Annotated in this window: 18 protein-coding genes and 1 rRNA gene; 7 read left to right on the top strand and 12 right to left on the bottom strand. The window is 62.4% G+C overall.

Going from position 1 to position 15,018, the window contains the following annotated elements; all coding sequences use genetic code 11:
• Window positions 1-18: 18 nt before the first annotated feature.
• The gene (locus QP802_RS06575) at window positions 19-747 is read right to left on the bottom strand and encodes a glycerophosphodiester phosphodiesterase family protein (protein WP_070479694.1); all 729 of its coding nucleotides are present in this window, start codon (window positions 745-747) and stop codon (window positions 19-21) included.
• The gene (gene msrA / locus QP802_RS06580) at window positions 747-1,388 is read right to left on the bottom strand and encodes a peptide-methionine (S)-S-oxide reductase MsrA (protein ID WP_070975654.1); all 642 of its coding nucleotides are present in this window, start codon (window positions 1,386-1,388) and stop codon (window positions 747-749) included. The genes QP802_RS06575 and msrA overlap by 1 nt, the downstream gene beginning before the upstream one ends.
• Window positions 1,389-1,471: 83 nt before the next feature.
• Here msrA and QP802_RS06585 point away from each other — a divergent pair, with 83 nt between their 5' ends.
• Window positions 1,472-2,074, top strand: coding sequence for a superoxide dismutase (locus QP802_RS06585; RefSeq protein ID WP_070361750.1), 603 nt, complete (start codon window positions 1,472-1,474; stop codon window positions 2,072-2,074).
• A gap of 521 nt (window positions 2,075-2,595) precedes the next feature.
• Entirely contained in the window at window positions 2,596-3,771 is a 1,176-nt protein-coding gene (locus tag QP802_RS06590; protein ID WP_256005694.1) for an MFS transporter, read from the top strand.
• Between the two features lie 25 nt (window positions 3,772-3,796).
• Here QP802_RS06590 and QP802_RS06595 read toward each other — a convergent pair whose 3' ends face one another.
• Window positions 3,797-5,275, bottom strand: a complete 1,479-nt coding sequence (locus tag QP802_RS06595; protein WP_284817964.1) for a TM0106 family RecB-like putative nuclease — start codon at window positions 5,273-5,275, stop codon at window positions 3,797-3,799.
• 86 nt (window positions 5,276-5,361) lie between these two features.
• Here QP802_RS06595 and QP802_RS06600 point away from each other — a divergent pair, with 86 nt between their 5' ends.
• Together QP802_RS06600 and QP802_RS06605 are read left to right on the top strand one after the other, a co-directional pair.
• On the top strand, window positions 5,362-5,991 hold the full coding sequence (locus tag QP802_RS06600; RefSeq protein WP_070361747.1) for a DUF6474 family protein: 630 nt from the start codon (window positions 5,362-5,364) through the stop codon (window positions 5,989-5,991).
• Window positions 5,992-6,084: 93 nt separating this feature from the next.
• Window positions 6,085-6,405, top strand: a complete 321-nt coding sequence (locus QP802_RS06605; RefSeq protein ID WP_070361746.1) for a histone-like nucleoid-structuring protein Lsr2 — start codon at window positions 6,085-6,087, stop codon at window positions 6,403-6,405.
• Here the strand turns inward: QP802_RS06605 and QP802_RS06610 are convergent.
• Together QP802_RS06610 and QP802_RS06615 are read right to left on the bottom strand one after the other, a co-directional pair.
• Window positions 6,402-7,040: a LuxR C-terminal-related transcriptional regulator gene (locus tag QP802_RS06610; RefSeq protein WP_070361745.1), complete on the bottom strand. Its 639-nt coding sequence runs from the start codon at window positions 7,038-7,040 to the stop codon at window positions 6,402-6,404. The genes QP802_RS06605 and QP802_RS06610 overlap by 4 nt on opposite strands.
• Complete coding sequence (locus QP802_RS06615) at window positions 7,037-8,299, bottom strand: sensor histidine kinase (protein WP_070479701.1); 1,263 nt, start codon at window positions 8,297-8,299, stop codon at window positions 7,037-7,039. The genes QP802_RS06610 and QP802_RS06615 overlap by 4 nt, the downstream gene beginning before the upstream one ends.
• Between QP802_RS06615 and QP802_RS06620 the strand changes: the two genes are divergently transcribed.
• Window positions 8,298-8,858 (top strand): DUF2020 domain-containing protein, encoded by a 561-nt coding sequence (locus tag QP802_RS06620; protein WP_083329434.1) that lies wholly within the window; start codon window positions 8,298-8,300, stop codon window positions 8,856-8,858. The genes QP802_RS06615 and QP802_RS06620 overlap by 2 nt on opposite strands.
• Window positions 8,859-8,862: 4 nt before the next feature.
• Here the strand turns inward: QP802_RS06620 and QP802_RS06625 are convergent, their stop codons facing one another.
• Together QP802_RS06625 and QP802_RS06630 are read right to left on the bottom strand one after the other, a co-directional pair.
• Entirely contained in the window at window positions 8,863-9,015 is a 153-nt protein-coding gene (locus QP802_RS06625; protein ID WP_168156155.1) for a hypothetical protein, read from the bottom strand.
• A 3-nt stretch (window positions 9,016-9,018) separates the two neighbouring features.
• Entirely contained in the window at window positions 9,019-9,810 is a 792-nt protein-coding gene (locus QP802_RS06630; protein WP_070975660.1) for a class E sortase, read from the bottom strand.
• A gap of 16 nt (window positions 9,811-9,826) precedes the next feature.
• Between QP802_RS06630 and yidC the strand changes: the two genes are divergently transcribed.
• Window positions 9,827-10,933 carry a membrane protein insertase YidC gene (gene yidC / locus QP802_RS06635; RefSeq protein WP_070975661.1) on the top strand — a complete coding sequence of 369 codons (1,107 nt, stop codon included), beginning with the start codon at window positions 9,827-9,829 and terminating at the stop codon, window positions 10,931-10,933.
• On the opposite strand, the gene QP802_RS06640 is transcribed toward yidC, so the two are convergent.
• From QP802_RS06640 to QP802_RS06655, 4 genes are all read right to left on the bottom strand, one after another.
• The gene (locus QP802_RS06640; protein ID WP_070975662.1) at window positions 10,896-11,528 is read right to left on the bottom strand and encodes a TetR/AcrR family transcriptional regulator; all 633 of its coding nucleotides are present in this window, start codon (window positions 11,526-11,528) and stop codon (window positions 10,896-10,898) included. The two genes, yidC and QP802_RS06640, sit on opposite strands and share 38 nt — an antisense overlap.
• 140 nt (window positions 11,529-11,668) lie before the next feature.
• On the bottom strand, window positions 11,669-11,938 hold the full coding sequence (locus QP802_RS06645) for a GlsB/YeaQ/YmgE family stress response membrane protein (RefSeq protein WP_070361740.1): 270 nt from the start codon (window positions 11,936-11,938) through the stop codon (window positions 11,669-11,671).
• A 142-nt stretch (window positions 11,939-12,080) separates the two neighbouring features.
• On the bottom strand, window positions 12,081-12,974 hold the full coding sequence (locus QP802_RS06650; RefSeq protein ID WP_070361739.1) for a universal stress protein: 894 nt from the start codon (window positions 12,972-12,974) through the stop codon (window positions 12,081-12,083).
• A 76-nt stretch (window positions 12,975-13,050) separates the two neighbouring features.
• Window positions 13,051-13,197, bottom strand: coding sequence for a hypothetical protein (locus tag QP802_RS06655; protein ID WP_168156154.1), 147 nt, complete (start codon window positions 13,195-13,197; stop codon window positions 13,051-13,053).
• A gap of 22 nt (window positions 13,198-13,219) precedes the next feature.
• Here QP802_RS06655 and QP802_RS06660 point away from each other — a divergent pair, with 22 nt between their 5' ends.
• Window positions 13,220-14,197: a pseudouridine synthase gene (locus QP802_RS06660; protein WP_070479705.1), complete on the top strand. Its 978-nt coding sequence runs from the start codon at window positions 13,220-13,222 to the stop codon at window positions 14,195-14,197.
• Window positions 14,198-14,655: 458 nt separating this feature from the next.
• Here the strand turns inward: QP802_RS06660 and rrf are convergent.
• Window positions 14,656-14,774 (bottom strand): 5S ribosomal RNA (gene rrf / locus QP802_RS06665).
• Window positions 14,775-15,018 lie beyond the last annotated feature (244 nt).

Genomic DNA, 15,018 nt, shown 5'->3' on the forward strand with positions numbered 1-15,018 from the left:
ACACACATCGTACAGGCGCTACAGCAGCCCTGCGTACGTCTGCAGCGCCAACTGTGGGTGGTCGGTCGCGATCGCATCGATGCCGTGTTCGGCACACCACCGCATATCCTTCGGGTCGTTGACCGTCCACACGTACGTCGGGCATCCATACTTGCCGATCAGCTCCGGGCGCCGCTGCACATGCGCCAACCCCGGCCCAATCCCGTACGGGCTCGAAAGCATCACGGACTTCGGGTTCCACTTCGCTTCACGCAGCCGGAACAGGTAATACGTGAGCAGGTCCGGCGCCATCCGCGTGAAATACCGCACCGCCTTATGCGAGAAGGAAATGATTGTGACCTGCTCCGAATCCAGCATGCCCGCGTACGCCAGCGCCCGAAATGTCGCCTCGTCCACCTCGGGGCCGTAGCGCGTCGGGTGCTTCGTCTCAATATAGAGGTGCTTGTCCGGGTAGTCCTGCAGCAGCTCGAGCAGCTCTTCGAGCAGCATCACCTGCTGCGGGCACTCCTTCGTGCCGCAGTTCAGCTCGCGCAGGTCGCAGAAGTCCATCGTGGACACGCGCCCCATCCCGTCCGTCGTGCGGTCCACCAGGCCGTCATGGAACACCACCAGCCGCCCGTCGCGCGTCAGCCGCACATCGCACTCCACGCCGTGAATCGGCAGCTTCAGGCCCGCCTCGAACGCCAGGTGCGTCGACTCCGGGTACATCGCCGAGAATCCACGATGCGCCACAATCTTCGGCAACATTAGATTCCACACTCCACGCCGGTCGAGTGGTGCGGGCAGTACCCGTTCGGCACCTTGTGCAGATACTGCTGGTGCTCATCCTCCGCCAAGTAATAATCGACGCCCCACCCCACCTCAGTCGTAATTGGGGCAAAGCCGGCGTCGACAAGCTGCTCACCGTAGTGCGCAACCCACCCTTTGATGTCCTGCGCCTCGTGCTCCGTGTCGGTGAAGAACGCCGAGCGGTACTGCGTCCCCACATCATTGCCCTGACGGAAACCCTGCGTCGGGTCGTGCGCCTCAAGCGCCGCACGCACCAACTCCTTCAACGAGACGCGCTCCGGGTCGTAGACCACCTCCACCAGCTCAACGTGGTTCGTCTGCCCACTGCACACCTCCCGATACGTCGGGTTCGGCGTCACGCCCCCGCCATACCCAACCGACGTCGACTCCACCCCCTCCATCTGCCAAAACATCTTCTCAGCACCCCAAAAACACCCAATACCCACCAGCAAGCGGCGCTGGCCCTCGCGCCACGGACCAGTAATCGGCGTCCCCAACACAGCATGCGGACGCGGATGCGCCAACACCGGCTCATCACGGCCAGGCAACGTGCGATCTTCAGGAACCAGCTTCGGCGTCGGTGCAAACAAGAAACCCATAAAAATCAGCGTACGCCATTGCGGGAATGTGATTCTTGTCTATTATGGGGCACGTCACCAACCCCAAACGAAAGGAACTGACAATGGCTGTTTACGAACTTCCAGAGCTCCCATACGCATACGACGCACTCGAGCCACATATCTCGGCCGAGATTATGGAGCTGCACCACGACAAGCACCACGCGAACTACGTCGCTGGCGCAAACGCCGCCCTCGAGGCCCTCGAAGCAGAGCGCAACGGCGACGCCAACCCGGACAAGCTGCGTGCACTGTCCAAGAACCTGGCATTTAACCTGGGTGGCCACACCAACCACTCCATCTTCTGGAAGAACATGGCGCCGAACGCAGGCGGCGCACCAACCGGCGCAATCGCTGAGGCAATCGACCGCGACTTCGGTTCCTTCGAGAAGTTCCAGGCACACTTCTCCGGCGTTGCAACCAGCCTGCACGGCTCCGGCTGGGCAGTCCTGGGTTACGACCACATCGCCGGCCGCCTCATCATCGAGCAGCTCACCGACCAGCAGGGCAACATCTCCGTTGACTTCACCCCACTGCTGATGCTCGACATGTGGGAGCACGCCTTCTACCTGCAGTACAAGAACGTCAAGGGCGATTACGTCAAGGCTTGGTGGAACGTTGTCAACTGGGACGACGTCAACGAGCGCTTCGCAGCGGCTTCCAAGTAAGTCGGTATAGACAACGCCATGTAATTCTGTTAGATTAAAGGCGCTCTCGCGAGGAGCGCTTTACATGGCCACCCGCCGTGTTTCATACAGGGGTATGAAACACGGCGGGTTTTATCTGTATTCACGACGAGTCCGTTGAAGGAACCAGGACCCACTAGGAATATTAGGGTAGGCTAACCTGTCACGCAAGAGGGGGTAGGGGACGGGGTTAACCGGGCCTGTTCCCTGTTTCGGCGGTTCTGCGTTCCGGTCGACCTGCTCCGGTCGACCGATGCAGGTCACGGCGTTTTCGGTCATTTTGGTACGTTTTTGTCGATTTTGCGCTGACCAGGGTTGGTCGACCGAAAGAGGTCGACGGGAGCGGTTTTCGGGTGGCCGTCTCACGACCTGCGCACCACATTCCACCACGCACACAAACCGACCTGGGCTTTTACAAATCCGTCCACCAAAAACCAGGAATGTGGTGCACGCATCCTGAACGCTCCTTGAGGTCCCCGCCACAAAGTGCCAGGATATGGAGCATGAAGAAAGGGAGCCCGGAGTATCGTCGCGCAACGATTGCGATGCTGCTCGCCGGGCTCGGAATCTTTAACGCCCTCTACGCCACCCAGGCGCTACTCCCCACCCTGGCGGAGGCGTTCGACGCTTCCCCGTCCACGACGGCGCTGACGGTGTCGGCGGCGACGGGCGGGTTGGCGCTGTGTGTGGTGCCGGCGTCGATACTTTCGGAGAAGTACGGGCGCGGGCGTGTACTGATCGTGTCGGCGCTGGTGGCAACGGGCATTGGGTTGTTGTTGCCGCTGGCGCAGTCGATGGAACAGCTGGTGCTACTGCGAGCCCTGCAAGGCGTCGCGATTGCAGGCACCCCGGCCGTTGCGATGACCTGGCTCTCCGAGGAGCTCGACGCCAAGGACCTGCCCGGCGCGATGGGCTTGTACATCGCCGGCAACACGATCGGCGGGCTGACGGGCAGGTTGATCCCGACGGGGCTGCTGGCGGTCACGTCGTGGCGGTGGGCGCTCGCAGCCAGTAGCGTGACGGCACTTGCACTGGCGATTGCAACGGCGATCCTGCTTCCTGCGCAGCGGAACTTCACGCCGAAGGCGAAGCTGCGACCGGGCAATGAGTTCCGCGCGATGGTTCGGCACGCGAGGAACCCGCGGATTCTGGCGCTATGTGCGACGGCGTTCATCGGGATGGGCGTGTTCGTCTCCCTGTACAACTACCTGGGGTTCCGCGCGATTGACTACTTTGGCCTGCCGCCGTCGCTGGTGGGGCTGGCGTTTTTGCTGTACCTGTCGGGGACGTGGTCTGCGTCGCGTGCGGGTGCGCTGGTGAGCAAGTACGGTCGCGGGCACGTGGTGATTGGGGGCGCGTCGCTCATGGTGGTGGGCCTGATACTGGCAGCGATACCGAACCTGGTGGCCTTGCTGGCCGGTCTGCTGGTGTTTACGGCGAGCTTCTTCGCGATGCACTCGACGGCCTCTGCGTGGGTGGGCATCATCGCGGAGCGCGACCGGGCGGAGGCGTCCAGCATGTACGTGTTCTGGTACTACATGGGGTCGTCGATGGTGGGGGCGGCGTCGGGCTGGGTGTACGAGCTGCTGCCGTGGGCCGGGTTCACGATGGTGCTGGCCTGCCTCGTTGTGGTGCTGGTGCTGATTACCGCGGCAGTGGCCCGCAACACCAGGCGTTAAAACACCAGACGCTAAACCCCCAAAGCTAGAGCAAAGGGATCCCGGGGGCGTCGGCGTCGAGAAACTCGCGGACGGCACGGGTGGCCCGGCAGTCGTCTTCGTTGTACTGCAGTAGGGTCTGCTTTGCGTCCTCGTCGCCGCGGACGGCGGCGAAGCGGCGGTCGATGGAGGCTTCGCCGTCCATGTCGTCGTCCTCCCAGTGGAAGCCGACGATGGGCCCGAGCACTTTCAGCCCCAGCCCGTCGGTACCGACGAGGTGCTTGCGCACCGCCGCGAACACGTCGACCCATTCGTCGGAGGCAATGAACTCCTGGACTTCCTTGGCGTCGATGCTGGCGAAGCGCTGCGCGGACATGCGCAGCCAGTGGTTTTCGCCGGCGGCGGCGTAGCAGTAGGCGGCGAAGGTCTTGCCTTCCGCGTGGGCTTGGGCACGCTGGTCGAGGAGCCAGCGCCAGAACACACCGAAGTTGGCTTCCTCCGCGTCGCCGCCGACTTCCTCCCACGTCACGAACGGCCGGTAGCGCTCGCCGTCGAAGGTGCCCCACAGGTAGGCGCCTTGGTCCATGTAGGACTCCATGTCGATGTCGATCTCGACGTCGGCGCGGCGAATACCGATCGGCCCCGGTCTCCTGAGCAGGGGGATCCCGGCGCGCCAGGCTTCGGCGATGCGGGAAGGTTCGCCGAGCTGGGCGTCGATAAGCTGTTGGACCGTCGTGATGCCCTGGGCGCGGAAGCGGTCGCCCTTGCCGCCGGGCAGCACCAGCGAGATGTCGTCGCGCGCCTCGAGCTCAGGCAGGCACAGCGGCCAGAACCTGCAGGTGGCGCACTGTTTGTAGCGGGTTGGGTGCTCGGGCGTGGGCTCGGCGAGCGCGAGCAGCAGCGGCGCGACATACTTTTCGACGTCCACTCCGTACGCCAGCGACCTATCCTGCCCAATGACGCCGCCGCGGCCCGCGGAGCGCTCCCCAAGCAGGAGGTGCGCCATGGCCAGCCGGTAGCCGTCGACGGTGTGGTGGCGGTACTTGCCCGCTACCCGCAGTGGCGCCCCCAGCCCAAGGCGCCCAACCGGCACGGCCTGCAGCGTCGAGGTCGGGTGCGTGCGCGCGACTCTGTGGTTCGAGATGATCACTGGCACGTACCCGTCGGCGGTGCGCACCAGGATGTCGACGTCCACCTCGACCGCCACCCCGGCGATGTCCCCATGGAGCGTCGCCCGCGTGATCAGGTGGGTGCCGCGGCGCATCAAGTCGAAGACGCCCTCGGTGGTGGCGTCCGCGGCGTCGGCGCGGGTGAAGAGGCGGCGCCGGCCGTCGCCAAGCGCTGGCTTAGTAGGCAGCTGGGCGAGTACCGCCTCCTGCACTGCGATGCGCTGCGGCAGGTGCGCCTCGGCCTCCTCGCGCGACGGGTAGTCCGGGAGCTGGCACCTCCGGCGGAACCGGAAGCGGCACCCCACAAGATCCGACGGCCGCATGCGTGTGCCATCCTGCTGCTTCGACGTACTCACAATGGGCAATATTCTACTAGGCGCAGTGGAGAAACAGGTAAGGTTGGTGTCCAAACGAACGCTGAAGCGTAAAGGAGTTAACTCGCATGGGACTGTTCAAATCCATCCGGAAAGCACGCACGAAGGCCAAGGCTGAGATTAAGGCCGCGCAGGCGCACGCCCGCAAGCTTGCCAAGGAGGAGGCGAAGCAGGACTTCCGCACCGCAAAGCTGCTGGACAAGGCCGAGAAGCGCCTGCTGAAGGCAGAGAAGCAGGGCCTGAAGCAGAAGCGCAAGCACGAGGAGCGGCTAGCGAAGGCACATCTGCAGCGCATTGAGGAATCCGGCATTACGAAGAAGAAAGCCAAGCAGTGGCTCGGCGCGACCCGTCTGCTCCTGCCGGTGCTGTTGCCGCTGTTCTACAAGGGCTGGACGTCCTACCAGCAGAAGCAGGTACAACAGCGCGCGCAGAGCGTCGGCCTGTCCTCCCAGGAGGTCTCGCGCTTTTCTGAGCGCGGCGGGCAGCTGAAGTCGCGCGTCGACGCCCTCGAGGGCCAGGTCAAGACCGCCGAGCTGCCGAAGGGCTTCGCCACCGACGCGAAGGTCCGCCTCGCGGAGCTGCAGACCGCGGTGGAAAACGCCGAGCACATGAACCCGGTACAGCAGCGCCTGGCACACAACTCTATTGATGAAGACCTGCAGAAACTGTCCGCGGAAGTGCAGAAGAAACTTAATTAATATTATTGGCCAAAGTATTTGCTAGACTTCCTCCAAACGCGAACACTACTCCCAAGTATCGTTCTTGGGAGTACCGGAGAAAGGACAGCCTTCATGGCCCGGCAAAATATCACCCAGTTTTTCGATGACCTGGACCACACGCCCCTGCACGAGGCGGATGTTCGCGTGATCCGCTTCGGGTTACAGGGGAAGAATTACGTGCTGGACCTCAAGCCGGAGAACGCGGAGCGCTTCCTGGCGCAGCTCAAGCCGTACGTCGAAGCAGCTAGGGAGGCGTGCGACGCGACCGATCGGGCCCTTGACCCCGCCGAGATCCGCCGTTGGGCGCAGACCGAAGGCCTGCCCATTGCCAACCGCGGCAAGATCCCCCTCGGCATCGTGGAAGCGTTCCACGAAGCCCACCCCTACTACTAGAGCACGCCCTGCTCGCGCGCCGACGCCACGGCGGAAGTACGGGAACGCACACCCAACTTGTCGTAAATGTGCACGAGGTGGGACTTCACGGTCGCCTCAGAAAGCATGAGCTCCGTGCCAATCTCCCTATTCGACGACCCCGCCGCCACCAACTGCAGCACCTCCAGCTCACGCGGCGTGAGCGAGGAGCGCGGAGTGCGGTCGCGCGTCTCGAGGCGCTCGCGCACCACCGGGGACATTGTGGCGTCGCCACGCGCGGTGGAGCGCACCGCGGCGACGAGCTCCTCCGGCGGGGCGTCCTTCAGCAGATAGCCGACGGCTCCGGCCTCGATCGCGCCAAGGATGTCGGCGTCGGTGTCGTAGTTGGTCACCATGAGCACCTTCGGCGGGTTCGTCATCGAGGCGATAATCTGCGCCGTTGCCTGCGCGCCCGTGGTCACGCGGGTGCCCTCGACGCCCGCGCCGAAGCGGAGGTCCATCAAAATCACGTCGATGCCACCGGCCTGCGCCATCGCGATCGCGCCCTCAGCTGTGGCAACTTCGCCGACGACCATAATGTCTTCGGCCTCCTCGAGCACGGCCCGAAGCCCCAGCCGGACGATCTCATGGTCATCAGCCAGCAACACACGAATCATGAAGTTTTCCTCTCCACCTGGTCAGTCTTTTGTTTGATACTACTCGGTACCGCCACAGAAAGTGCTGTCGGCCCGCCGGGCTGGGACTCAATTGCCAGCTCACCGCCCAATTCCTCGGCCCGAGAACGCATCGCATCGAGACCCAAATGGCCTAACCCTGAGGGCTTTTTGGCCTGGCTCGCTACGTCGAAGCCCTTGCCGTTGTCCACCACATCAAGGCGGACCTCGTCATCCCCAAACGTCAGCGTGATGCGCATGCGGCTCGCCTCGGAGTGCTTCACCGCGTTCGACACCGCGCCCTGCGTAATACGCAGCAGGCCGGCCTCGATCCGCATCGGCAGCTGCTGCGGCTCACCGTCGACCTCCACCTCGATGTCCATGTCGCCCGTCGTACCGAAGTCCGCCGCGATGCGCCGCAGTGCCTCCTCCAGCGACGTCGTGCTCAGCGGCGCCGGCGTCAGCGCCGCAATAATCGCACGGGTCTCCGCCAAGTTTCTCGACGCCGCCCTACGTGCCGTCTCCATCCTCTTCAACGGCGCCGCCAGCTCTTCCCCCGAAAGGTCCGTTGCCAACAGGTCGCGCTCCGCGGCGTGCAGCAGCATCTGGATCGAGGACAGGTTCTGCGCCACCGTGTCGTGAATCTCGTGCGCGAGCCGTTCCCGCTCCTGCGCCACACCGGCTGCACGCTCCGTGGTTGCTAGCTGCTCGCGTGTCTCCAGTAGCTCGTTGATGAGCTCGGCGCGCTCGTCGCTCACCTTCGTAATCGTGGTGAAGGCATAGTTGATCGCCAGGACCACCACCGCCGACAGCGCCGGCCCCAACACGCTGCCCAGCGTGAGATGATCCGGCAGCTGTACCAGCACCGTGATCACAAGCCCAGCAGCAACCCCGGCAATACCTCGCCAGTCGTTGAACGCCCGCATGTACACGAAGAACAGGATGAACACCCAGTACATCGCAACCACGGAGATCGTCGTGTCCAGCATCCACACGCCGGTCAGCCCCACGAGCCACAGCACTCGGCCCGGGGTAGCCCAGTAGTGCATCTCTGTCATCCCGTAGAACAGGAGGAAGGAAAACGTCGTCACCAGAGTGATGTGCAGCAGCGCCTCATCCAGCGACATCCGCGCCAGCGCCGCCAGCGACACCAACACTAACGACACCGACAACACCGTGATACCGATATCCAAGGAGCGGTTTACCGGCACCTCAGTGGTTTCGCCGGGGCCCGGCGACAACACAGCTAATCTGGAACCCATGCGTTTGACACTACCCACCCTCGCAGCAGTCATGGCATTCGGCGTCCTCGCTGGGTGCGCCGCCCCCGACCCGGATCCGGCGCCCGCGGGCGAAGGGGGCGTCGAGAAGCAACAAGCCGCCCTGCCTCTCGACGCCCTGCCCGCCACCGACCGCAACGCGTGGCAGCCCTGCCCATACCTCGACACCGACTGGGTCGCCGACGCCAACGGCCAGCGCGTCACCGGCGTAGGTATCGACGCCCGCTTCGACCCCCCAGCCTGCCAGTTCTGGTCCTACCCGCCCGAGCCTCAGTTGACCGTCATCGTGCGGCACATGGACAGCCCCGAGGACGCCATGGCCGTTGTCGACTGGGCAACACCCATCGACTACACCGAACCCGCCAACCAGCCAGCCGGGTGGAACGGCGGACGCCACGGCGGCGGGGCCGTACCCAACAGGATCGGCGCCGCCTACTCCGTGGCCAAGAGCAACACGGCCGTGACCGTGTTCACCAACCAGGACGAGTCCATCAAGGCGCAGCTCGTCGCCGAGGAGACCATCAAGAACCTGCAGCTCTAGGGCGTTACACTGCAACGTCGTTGTAGGGCATCTGCGCCGACACCCACGGAAACACCACTTCCATCAGCAGGAAGAACACGGCCACCGCGATCACGATCGCGAGCAGCCACTTCACCGGCGTAGGCCCCGGCAGCATCCGCCAAAGTGCTCCATACATTGTCTATCTCACCTCCGACATCGCCTGCGGCAGCGTTTGCTCGCCCGGTGTTTTCGCCAGCACCTCAGTCTGCACGGCGTGGATGATCATGCGCTCCGCGTTCGAAAACTGCGGGTGGCACGTGGTCAGCGTGATCATGCCCAGCATGTCCGGGCGCACCTCAATGGAGGGCTGCTCCGGGATCGGGTTAATCACGTTCACGTCTCCCGGCAGCGTAATGTGCCTGCCCACCACGTTGCGGTACTCGCCCGTCGCGATCGGCTCGTTGATCTCGGCTGGCACGCAGCCCGCCGCCACGTCCCGGCGTTCCTGCGGATCCAGGCCCATCGGCAGCACGCGGTACGTCACCCAGGAATCCTGCGTCTCCACCACGATGGCGTCACAACTGTTCAGCGCCCCAAGGTCATTGAACGGCGCCCCCTTACCCACGCGGTGCCCCGCCACCGCGAAATTACCCGGCTCGCCCGGCATCTGCGTGTCCGGGTAGCGGCCCGGACCCACCAACAACTCGTTCTCGTCGGTGCCCTCGATGATGGCGAACTGGTAGTCCGACCCGAACGCAGGGATGTACATGCGCGCGAATGCGTCGCCAAGCTGTGGCGTGCGCAGCTGGCGCGGGTTCTTCCACTGCTCCGACAACGTGTCCTGCGCTTCGTTCTGCATCTTGCCGGAAGCGATATTCGTCCAATAGGACTCGTAAAACGCGAACAGCAACAACAACGCCCCGATGGTCAGCAGCACCTCGCCGAACACCTGGGAGGCGCGCACCTTGCGTCTGGGTTGTTGGTAAACCATGGCCTAACATTAGCGAATGATGGAAATCCTCGTCTATCCCGTATCCGCCGTGCTGCAGTTCTGGCACTGGCTCCTCGCCGACGTCCTCGGCGCCCCCGTCTCAGGTGCCTGGATCGCATCCATCATCCTGCTGGTCATCACAGTGCGCGGAGCCATCGCACCGTTTTCCTGGAAGACGTACAAGGTAGGCCGCACCAGCTACATGATGCGCCCGCACATGAAAGCTATCGCGGACCGCTACGGCAGCTCCACCGCACTCGAGGACATCGAGGCGGAGCGCGAAGCCATCAAGAAACTCCGCAGCGAGCACGGCTACAACCCGCTCGCCGGCTGCGTTCCCGCCATGATCCAGCTGCCGTTTTTCTTCGGCCTGTACCGCCTGCTGTACTGGCTCGCCGTCCCCGACGTCGGCGACGCCCACCGGATCGGCCTGCTCACCCCAGACGAGATCGAAAGCTTCCGCAACACCACGCTTTTCGACGTCCCCCTCCCCGCCTACGTCTCCATGACACCCGAGCAGTTTGCCTCCCTCGGCACCACGGTCGACGCCGTTCGCGGCCTGGCCATCCCGATGCTCATCGCCGCCATCTGCTTCACCAGCATCAACCTGCTGCTCTCCCAGATCCGCAACCGCACCACCCTCGAGTGGGAAAACGCGTTCACCCGCGGCAGCTACCGGTTCCTGTACTGGATGATCCCCTTCATTGCGCTGTCCCTGACCACGGCGGGCCTGCTCGGCCTCGTACCGATCGCGCTACTGCTGTACTGGGTAGTCAACAACTTCTGGACTGCCTCACAGACCGTTCTGCTCTGGGCGTTGCTTGTAAAGCGTTTCCCATCCGAGGAGATTCACCGCAACCATGTACGCGAGGCGCGCGAAGCGTACGTCGAAAAGAAGCGGGAGAAGCGGGAGCGCAAGCGGACCTGGCGCCGCAAGAAGGCTGGCGCGCTCGTGCGACCAACGACCATCCCAGCGGTTCGCCGCGACATCCGCGCAGAAAAATCCGCCCTAGCCGAGGCCAAGCGCGACGAGAAGCGCGCCAAAAAGGCCATCGAAAAAGAGCGGTCGAAAGTGCAGCGGGAGGCTAAATCGAATAGTCAGCAGGAGGAGTCCCAAGCGTAGCTTTCGCCAGCGTACGGGCAGTTTCCAGCGGCGCGGTATCGCGCACGAAGCGGGCTCCCGCCAGTCCGCCGTCGAGGAAGATCAAAAGCTCATTTGTCTGCGAGGCCGAGTTGTAGCCGTTCTTCACGCTGAGCAGGTGCGTAATCGTGTCGTACATCCACTGGCGGTGCTTCTTACACGCCGCAACGATGCGTTCCTCCGACTCCGTGTCCGGGCGCGGATACTCGTTCGCCGCGTTCAGGAACGGCGAGCCACGGAATTCCCGGTCCGGCTCCTCCTCAATCGCCATGTCGAAGAACGCCAGCACCTTCCCATCCGCGTCGTAGACGTGCTCGGTACGCTCCGCCCAACGCTGCCGGTACTCCTCGTCCAGCCGCTCAATGTACGCGATGACCAGGTTGTCTTTCGACCCAAGCAGAGAGTACAACGACGCCTTCGCGACGTCCGCCTCCCTCAAAATACGGTCAATACCGATGACGCGGATGCCTTCTTCTTGGAAGAGTTTCGTGGCGGCGTCCAGCAGCCGCTGCCGGGGGCTGGGACGATTCCGCCTCCTGGAAGCACTCTTTGCCTTGCTGGTTGTACCGCTGCTCACGCGACTGCTCCTCCAAAATCTCTAGTAGACAAACCAGTACGTTCACCATACCGCGTACCGTAGTTTCTGAAAAGAAAAATACCGGCCGGGGGTGTGTCCCTCCGGCCGGTACATACATCACGCGCTTTTCGCGCTACTGGCTATTGGCGTTGTTTGCCTTTCACAAAGTTGACGATGGTCAGCAGGATCACCGCACCAAGGATGCAGGTGAAGAAGCTAAACCAGAGCCCGCCATTGTCGACGTCCACTCCGAACTTCGCCAGCAACCAGCCGCCAATCAGGCCACCGATAATGCCGACAATAATATTCAGGCCGATGCCCATATCGGCGTCCTTGCCCTTAATCTTCGAAGCGATCCAGCCCGCAAGTCCACCGATAATAATCCAGCCGAAAAAGCCAAGTCCCAGCATGTGCACGTCTCCTTCTATAACGATCGTTTAATATCTACTGACCATGGTGCCTCCCATTCGGGCATAATGCCACTACGATTCGGACACCAACGGGTAACGATCTGGAAACGGCACCGCTGGGACTTGGTTGCGTTCCGCGAGATTAGTCGTTCGGACGAACAACCATCATCGGGCACGGCGCGGACTGCAGCAGCGCACGCGACGTCGAGCCGAGCAGCATGCCCTTGAACCCGCCACGACCGTGGGAACCGGTGACCAGGAGCTGTGCGCCTTCAGCGGCCTCGGTAAGCGCGCGGACTGGACGGTCACGCGTAATCACCTTGCGGATCTGCACATCTGGGTACTTCGCGGCGGAGTCCTCCAGGTAGCCATTGAGGATCTCGTCCTTCTCCTCCTGCACAGCCTTCCAGTGCTCGTCCGTGACAGAGAACCCAGCGCCCGGCCCCTGCACCTGAGTATCGATCCACGTGTGCACCGCAATCAACTCCGCACCGCGAGCGTGCGCCTCCTCAAAGGCGACCTCCGTCGCATGGCGGGATACCTCAGAGCCATCAACGCCGACTACGACCGGGCCGTACTTATTCTCTTCCGTCACGTTGTTGTCCTCGCGGACCACCACAACCGGGCAGCTTGCGTGGGAGACAACCGCACCAGACACAGAGCCGAGGACCATCCCGGAAAGCCCGCCAAGGCCACGCGACCCCATCACGATCATGGTCGCGGTACGCGACATCTCAAGCAGCATGTCAATCGGGGATCCCTCCGCGATTGCGTGCCCAATCTTGATATCTGGGGCGACCTCAAGCGCGATGTCACGCGCTTCCTCGACCTTCTGGATGGTTTCCTTCTGCAGATCGTCGAACAGCTCCTTCGGCGGAACCATCCCTTCCGCGTACAGGAACTGCGGCATGGTGTAGCTTGCAGCCAGCTGCAGCGCGATGCCGCGCTTCGCGGCGGTGTTCGCCGCCCAGCGGACCGCGTTGTGGGAAGCCGGGCTTCCGTCCACAGCTACGACGACCATTTCTTCATTCGACATGTGTTTCGCCCTTTCTCAAGAAGGTAGGCAGTTTCTACCCCCATTGTAGACAAAACCCACATCGATATCGTGGCCCTTATTTGGGAATTTCCACGGGCTTCGCGCCCTCAGAGTTCGCAGGGAAGAACGTCTCATAGAGTGCTCGCAGCACGTCCGCGATCACCTTCCCGATACCTTCATTGAAGAACGCCAGTACTGGTTGCAACATCGCTCCAAGATCCATAGCGACTAATCTAGCAAAGGATATGAGTAGAAAACGAAGGAAGTCGCCCCCGCCACTGCCTCCGCGCGATGGCCTCGGCGCGTCACGAGTCCGCGTCCCCGACGCCCCCATTACCGCCGGCGACTTCCTCACCGAAGTCATCAAGGGGCAGCGCCACCGCCACCCCGATGACGACGCCGCAGCCGTCCTCCAGCGCTTCGCCGTCGGCGAAGTCGTCCTGCGCGACGGCACCCCGCTCTCTCCCAACGATATCTTGCAGCCAGGCACAGACGTCTTCTTTTATCGACGCCCCGCCCCCGAAACTCCCGTACCGTTTACTCACACCGTGGTGTTCGAAGACGATAACGTCCTCGTCGTCAACAAACCGCCGTTCTTGGCGACGATGCCACGCGCCGCCCACATCACGGAGACCCTCACCGTCCGCCTTCGCCGCGAGACCGGCAACGAGGAGCTCACACCGGCGCATCGCCTCGACCGCATGACGAGTGGATTGTTGCTACTGACGAAGCGCCGTGAAGTCCGCGGGGCGTACCAGGACATGTTCGCCCGCCGAGAAGTCCGCCGCCTGTATTCCGCGGTTGCTCCTTATGATCCTTCGCTACCTGCCGGACCTTGGCGGCATCACATCGTCAAAGAACACGGCGAAGTTGCTTCCAAGATTGTCCGCGGCGCGGAACCCAATTCAGAAACGATGTTCCTTGGCGCGTCCCGTTTGCCGTCAGAAGAGGAAACAGTGCTACAAGAACGCTACGGAGTGGAAGGACCGCTCGGGCGCTATCTCCTCGAACCGATCAGTGGACGCACGCACCAACTGAGAATCCAGATGTTGGACGCCGGGGTGCCCATCATCGGCGACTCTATCTACCCCGTCCCACATCCTTTTGGGGAGGACGACTTCACCAAACCAATGCTGTTGGAATGCATTTCCGTTGCCTTCACCGACCCGCTCTCCAGCAAGGCCGTCCACTTCACGACCGACCCATCGGTGCCCTGGCCATAAACCCTCTCGGAGTACCAATAGTGTGTCTCCAACGGTAGCCGAGGCAGCTGTGCACCACATTCCGGGTCTTCGAGACTGTGCGGTGGCGTTTCCCCAGCTCACGCCCCCTGCGCAAGGAAATTTGGTGTCGAGCAACCCGTACTACCCATACACGCAATGACAAACCACGCACCCCTGTACAACCTGGGTGTGTACCACAAACAACCAACAGAACTGCGTCCCTGTGTCACCACCCCTGGGATCCCACAAACCACATTCCCGCAAGCCGTACACACCTACTGGTAAAACACAACGACACTGGCACTAAGGGCAAAGCAAGAATCTGGTGCGCACACCCCCACACCCGAGCCACACCACACCCCCACGCACGTGGTGCACACCCCCACCAAAACAAAAAAGTGTGGTGAGTATGTGCCACAACAACACACACTCACCACACACAAGAAAATGAAGTTATAGGCCGGCGGTAACCTACTCTCCCACACCCTCCCAGGTGCAGTACCATCAGCGCGGGCGGGCTTAGCTAACCGGGTTCGGAAAGGGACCGGGCGTTTCCCCGCCGCCATCAACCACCGACACGACCAAAATCGTGCCAACAAAACAATACTGTTGATAACAACGACAATATTCACATATCAGCACAGGCATGTCATGCCAGACACTGCACAGTGGACGCAAACACTCTTTTTCTTCTCGCGGAAGAACACTCAAAACTCTTGACCATAAACAATGCACACCATGTGTTTTGTTTTAGTCTCGGTGTAATTAGTACCAGTCACCTTACACACCTCACAGTGCTACCAGATCCGGCCTATCAACCC

This window comes from Corynebacterium sp. UMB10119B (genome assembly GCF_030228125.1).
Taxonomy (GTDB): domain Bacteria; phylum Actinomycetota; class Actinomycetes; order Mycobacteriales; family Mycobacteriaceae; genus Corynebacterium; species Corynebacterium pseudogenitalium.

Coding starts and splice junctions, on each gene's coding strand:
- QP802_RS06575 (WP_070479694.1), bottom strand. CDS start 747: ATGTTGCCGAAGATTGTGGCGCATCGTGGATTCTCGGCGATGTACCCG.
- msrA (WP_070975654.1), bottom strand. CDS start 1,388: ATGGGTTTCTTGTTTGCACCGACGCCGAAGCTGGTTCCTGAAGATCGC.
- QP802_RS06585 (WP_070361750.1), top strand. CDS start 1,472: ATGGCTGTTTACGAACTTCCAGAGCTCCCATACGCATACGACGCACTC.
- QP802_RS06590 (WP_256005694.1), top strand. CDS start 2,596: ATGAAGAAAGGGAGCCCGGAGTATCGTCGCGCAACGATTGCGATGCTG.
- QP802_RS06600 (WP_070361747.1), top strand. CDS start 5,362: ATGGGACTGTTCAAATCCATCCGGAAAGCACGCACGAAGGCCAAGGCT.
- QP802_RS06605 (WP_070361746.1), top strand. CDS start 6,085: ATGGCCCGGCAAAATATCACCCAGTTTTTCGATGACCTGGACCACACG.
- QP802_RS06610 (WP_070361745.1), bottom strand. CDS start 7,040: ATGATTCGTGTGTTGCTGGCTGATGACCATGAGATCGTCCGGCTGGGG.
- QP802_RS06620 (WP_083329434.1), top strand. CDS start 8,298: ATGCGTTTGACACTACCCACCCTCGCAGCAGTCATGGCATTCGGCGTC.
- QP802_RS06615 (WP_070479701.1), bottom strand. CDS start 8,299: ATGGGTTCCAGATTAGCTGTGTTGTCGCCGGGCCCCGGCGAAACCACT.
- QP802_RS06625 (WP_168156155.1), bottom strand. CDS start 9,015: ATGTATGGAGCACTTTGGCGGATGCTGCCGGGGCCTACGCCGGTGAAG.
- QP802_RS06630 (WP_070975660.1), bottom strand. CDS start 9,810: ATGGTTTACCAACAACCCAGACGCAAGGTGCGCGCCTCCCAGGTGTTC.
- yidC (WP_070975661.1), top strand. CDS start 9,827: ATGATGGAAATCCTCGTCTATCCCGTATCCGCCGTGCTGCAGTTCTGG.
- QP802_RS06645 (WP_070361740.1), bottom strand. CDS start 11,938: ATGCTGGGACTTGGCTTTTTCGGCTGGATTATTATCGGTGGACTTGCG.
- QP802_RS06650 (WP_070361739.1), bottom strand. CDS start 12,974: ATGTCGAATGAAGAAATGGTCGTCGTAGCTGTGGACGGAAGCCCGGCT.
- QP802_RS06655 (WP_168156154.1), bottom strand. CDS start 13,197: ATGGATCTTGGAGCGATGTTGCAACCAGTACTGGCGTTCTTCAATGAA.
- QP802_RS06660 (WP_070479705.1), top strand. CDS start 13,220: ATGAGTAGAAAACGAAGGAAGTCGCCCCCGCCACTGCCTCCGCGCGAT.